The organism is Erythrobacter donghaensis, assembly GCF_001557325.1.
GTDB classification, from domain to species: Bacteria; Pseudomonadota; Alphaproteobacteria; order Sphingomonadales; family Sphingomonadaceae; genus Erythrobacter; species Erythrobacter donghaensis_B.
In genome coordinates, this window is sequence record NZ_LSJS01000112.1 from 1 (window position 1) to 4,226 (window position 4,226).

General features: G+C 72.0%; 3 protein-coding genes. All 3 read left to right on the forward strand.

The genetic code is table 11. The features are described from left to right. Positions 1–1,262, forward strand: a 1,262-nt coding sequence (locus tag AX692_RS05965) for an asparagine synthase (RefSeq protein WP_196491772.1), incomplete at its 5' end; no start/stop codon positions are given. Next, on the forward strand, positions 1,259–2,251 hold the full coding sequence (locus tag AX692_RS05970) for a hypothetical protein (RefSeq protein ID WP_073975806.1): 993 nt from the start codon (positions 1,259–1,261) through the stop codon (positions 2,249–2,251). The genes AX692_RS05965 and AX692_RS05970, both read left to right, overlap by 4 nt. Beyond that, a complete protein-coding gene (locus AX692_RS05975) occupies positions 2,248–4,038 on the forward strand; it encodes an ABC transporter ATP-binding protein (protein WP_073975805.1) in 1,791 nt (596 codons plus the stop codon). The genes AX692_RS05970 and AX692_RS05975 overlap by 4 nt, the downstream gene beginning before the upstream one ends. Positions 4,039–4,226: the final 188 nt, after the last annotated feature.

Consider the following 4,226-nt stretch of genomic DNA (forward strand, 5'->3'; position numbering starts at 1 on the left):
AGAGACAGCCCTACGATCCTGCTCGTCCCGCCCCCGAGACCTTGCGTGCGTTGCTGGACGCCGCCGTCGCGGCCCGCGCCGAAGGCGGCGAGCGCGTCGGTGTGCTGCTCAGCGGCGGGCTCGATTCCTCCACCATCGCCTGCCTGCTGCGCGACCAGCGCAAGGCGCTCGGCGCACCCCCGCTGCCGGTGTTCTCGATGATGTTCCGCGAGCCGCAACGCAGCAACGAGCGGCGCCATCTCGATGCGGTACTGGCGACCGGCGGCTTCGCCCCGACCGTGCTCGAGCTTGATGGCTATGCCCCGCTTCAGGACTTTGGCGGGCTACTCGTCGCGACCGGCGGCCCGAGCCTCTCGCCCAACCTGGCCTGCATGCGCGAGGTCGTCGCCGCGGCGCGCGCCCGCGGGGTCGAGGTGCTGCTCGACGGGCATGGCGGCGACGAGGTGGTGAGCCACGGCTATGGCCTGCTCGACGAGCTCGCCGCGCGCGGGGACTGGCTGACGCTGCTCGGCGAGGCGCGCGGGGCAGCGGACAATTACGGGCGCTCGCGCTTCGCGCTCGCGCGGCGTGTGGCGCTGCGTGCGGGGGCGCGGCGGCGCGATGCGCGGATCATCGCGCGCCTGCTCACCCCCTTTGACCGCGAGGCGGTGCCAGACGCCGAACGCCCACCGGCGCACCTGCTCAGCCGCGATTTCCTCGCCGAAAGCCGCCTTGCCGAGCGCCTGCGCGCCGCTCCCCGGCCCGAGGCGGCGGGCGGTGAGGCAGAGCAGCACCGCGCGGTGCTGGCCGACCCGCTCCAGCCCTATGCCTTCGAGGTTCATGCCGGCTTCTACGGAGCCATGGGCGTCGAGGCGCGTTACCCTTTCTGGGACCGCAAGGTCGCCGAATTCTGCCTCGGCCTGCCAGCCAGCGAGAAACTCTCGCGCGGCTGGTCGCGGCTGGTGCTGCGCCGGGCAATGGCGGGCGTTGTGCCGGCGAGCGTGCTGGCACGGCGCGACAAGCTCGACTTCACCGTCCACCTCGCGCGCGGGCTGGTGCACCACCACCACGAGCAGGTGATGGACCTTGTCGCCAGTGCCGCCAGCCCTCTTGCCCCCCATGTCGATCTCGCGCGCGCCTCGAGCCTCTATGCGAAGATCGCCGCCAATCCCGACGCGGCACCCGGGCGCGCGGTGCAGATGATCTGGCGCGCGGTCTCGCTCGGGATCTGGCTCGAGAGCGGCTGCCGCGCGGCGCAGATCGAGCGCGAGGCGGCGGCATGAGCGCGCCGGGCGGGATGTCCCGCAGCTACAGTGCCTTCGGCCTCGCCATCGCGAGCGACCTCTTCCTGCCCGAACTGCGCGCGCTGCCGCTCGCCGGTGAGCCCGACCTGGTCATCCGCCGGGTCGATACGGGGCGGGCCTTTCCCGAGCCCGATGCCGCCGGAACTTTCCGCTTCGGCGACGATGCCTGCTTCCTGCTCTACCCCCAGATCGGCGCCTTCCGCATCGCCGCACCCTCGCTGATCGAGGTCGAGCCGCGCCCCGGGGTCGATCCGGCGCTGATCGCCTTTCCGCTGCTCGGCCCGGTAATGGCGCTGCTGCTGCAAATGCGCGGCGCCTTCCTGCTCCACGGCAGCGCGCTGGCCGCGCCGGAAGGCGGGAGTGCCTTCGCATTCCTCGGCGACAAGGGCGCGGGCAAGTCGACCACCGCTGCGGCCTTCCTGCGGGCAGGATACAGTCTCCTGACCGACGACATCATCGCCATCGAGGGCCTTGCGCAAGGTTCCGGCCGGATCGCGCCCGCCTTCCCGCAGGTCAAGCTCGCGCCGGCCGCCTCGGCCGCGCTTGCCGACGCAGATCTCACCGCGCGCCCCGACGTGCCGCTGGTTCGGGACAAGCGCCGCTTTCTGGTGGGCGGAGGCTTTGCCGGGACACCTCTGGTGCCGGGCAGATTCTACCTCCTCGCCCGCGGCCCCGCGCTGGCGCTGCATCCGCTCACGCCAAAGGAGCGGATGAAGGCCTTCCTGCGCTTCTCCTACGGCACCCGCTTCGGCCCCGCCGCAATGAGCCCGCGCATCGCGGCGGCCCACGCGATGGCTTGCGCCGCGCTCGCCAGCCGGGCGCAGGCGGCGATCCTGACCGTGCCCGAGGACTTGGCGGCGCTCGACGCGCTGGTCGACTTCGTCGCCGCCGACCTTGCGGGGATATCTGACGGAGCGCAGCACTCGAGCGCCCCCTCCCTCGCCGCCGCCGGGGTGCCAAATCCATGAGCGCACGCGGCGGGATTGCCGAATTCGTGCGCTTCATCGCCGCCGCCAGCGGCGCGCGCTTTGCCATCGCGCTCGCCCTGCTGGTGCTCGGCGGGCTGACCGAGGGCGTCTCGATCCTGCTGGTCATCCCGCTCCTGTCGCTCGCCGGAGGGGATGCGGCTGCCGGGCTGCCGCTGCCGGACTGGTTGCCGGGCGGGCTGACGCTCAGCCTGCCACTGGCGCTCGCGGGGCTGGTGGCGCTGGTGGCGCTGCAGGGCCTCTTCACCCGCGCCAAGAACATCTACCTCGCCGACCTGCTGTTCACCCTGCTGAACAGCATGCGGCTCGATCTGTTCGCTAGCATCGGCGCGCTGCGCTGGGACGCGCTCGCGCGCCGCCGTCCGGCCGATCTCCACCACCTTCTCACCGCCGATGTCGAGCGGGTCTACACCGCCGCGATGGCGGTTATGATGCTGCTCCAGACCGGCATCCTGCTGGCGATCTACCTCGTGGTCGCATGGATCATCTCGCCGGTGATGATGCTGTTCGCGGGCGGCATGGGGCTGGCGATCCTTGCCCTGCTGGCCCCCTTGCGCGCCCGCGCGAGCGCCTTCGGGCGCGAGCGCACCGCCAACAAGCGCGACCAGTACCGCACCGTCTCGGAGTATCTCGGCGGGCTCAAGACCGCCAAGATTCACGGCGCCGAAGGCGCCTACCGCGCGCGGCTCGCCGCCAATCTCGACAAGGTGCATGCCGAGGCGGTAGGCTACATGCGCCTCACATCGCTCGGCGCGATCATTGCGCAGATGGTGAGCGCGGTAGCTGTCGCCGGACTGGTCTATGCCGGAATCGCGCTCCTCGGCATGGCTCTGCCGCAGCTGGTCGCCTTCCTGCTGCTGCTGATGCGGATCGCTCCGCGCTTCACCGCCTTGCAGACGAGCCTCCAGCAGCTCCTTGCCGAGGTCACCGTCTTCGCCGACATCCAGCGCTTCCGCGCCGAATGCGCTGCCGAGGCCGAGCCGCCGCCGCCCCCGCGCCACGCGCTTCCCCCGCGCCTCGCCGAGGCGATCCGCGTGACGGGGGTGCGCTATGCCTACACCGGCGGCGACGTGCGGCCCGCGATCGAGGGCCTCGATCTCGTCATCCCCGCGCGCCGGATCACCGCGCTGGTTGGCCCCTCGGGCAGCGGCAAGACCACCACCGCCGATCTCGTCTGCGGGTTGCTGACCCCGCAAGCGGGCACGATCCGTATCGATCAAGCCCCCCTCACCCTCGAGACCGCGCGGCTGTGGCGCCGCGCCATCGCCTATGTCCCGCAGGAGCATTTCCTCGTCCCCGGCACCATCGCCGCCAACCTGCGCCTCGCCCGCGATGGCGCCAGCGAGAGCGAGTTGTGGACTGCGCTCGAGGGCGCAGGCGCGGCGGAATTCGTGCGCGCGCTGCCAGAGGGGCTCGATACCTTTCTGGGCGAGAACGGCAGCCGTCTCTCCGGCGGCCAGCGCCAGCGCATCGCGCTCGCCCGCGCGCTGGTGATGCAGCCGCAGCTGCTGGTGCTCGACGAGGCGACCAGCGCGCTCGACTGGGAGAGCCAGGCCGCCTTCGCGCGCACCATCGCGGCCTTGCGCGGCAAGACCACCGTGCTGGTGATCGCCCACCGCCTGTCGATGGTCGCTGCGGCCGATCACGTCATCGCGCTCAATGCCGGGCGCGTGGTGGAGGTCGGCGGCTTTGCCGATCTGTCGCGCGGGCAAGGCCCCGTCGCGCGCCTCGTCGCCGCCGAGCGCAGCGAGGCGCCCGCGCAACCTTAACCCATGTGGATGCGCGCCGAGGCCCGGAAGCCGAGGCGGGTGTCAATCAGGAGGGGATGCCATGCGCCGCACCACGACAATTTCGGGCCTCATCGGCTTCGCCAGCCTGCTGCTGGCGGGCACCGCCGCCAGCGCCCAGACTGCCTCGAACACCGCGTCCGACACCGCGCCCAACCCGGTCCCCCCTC

Coding starts and splice junctions, on each gene's coding strand:
- AX692_RS05970 (WP_073975806.1), top strand. CDS start 1,259: ATGAGCGCGCCGGGCGGGATGTCCCGCAGCTACAGTGCCTTCGGCCTC.
- AX692_RS05975 (WP_073975805.1), top strand. CDS start 2,248: ATGAGCGCACGCGGCGGGATTGCCGAATTCGTGCGCTTCATCGCCGCC.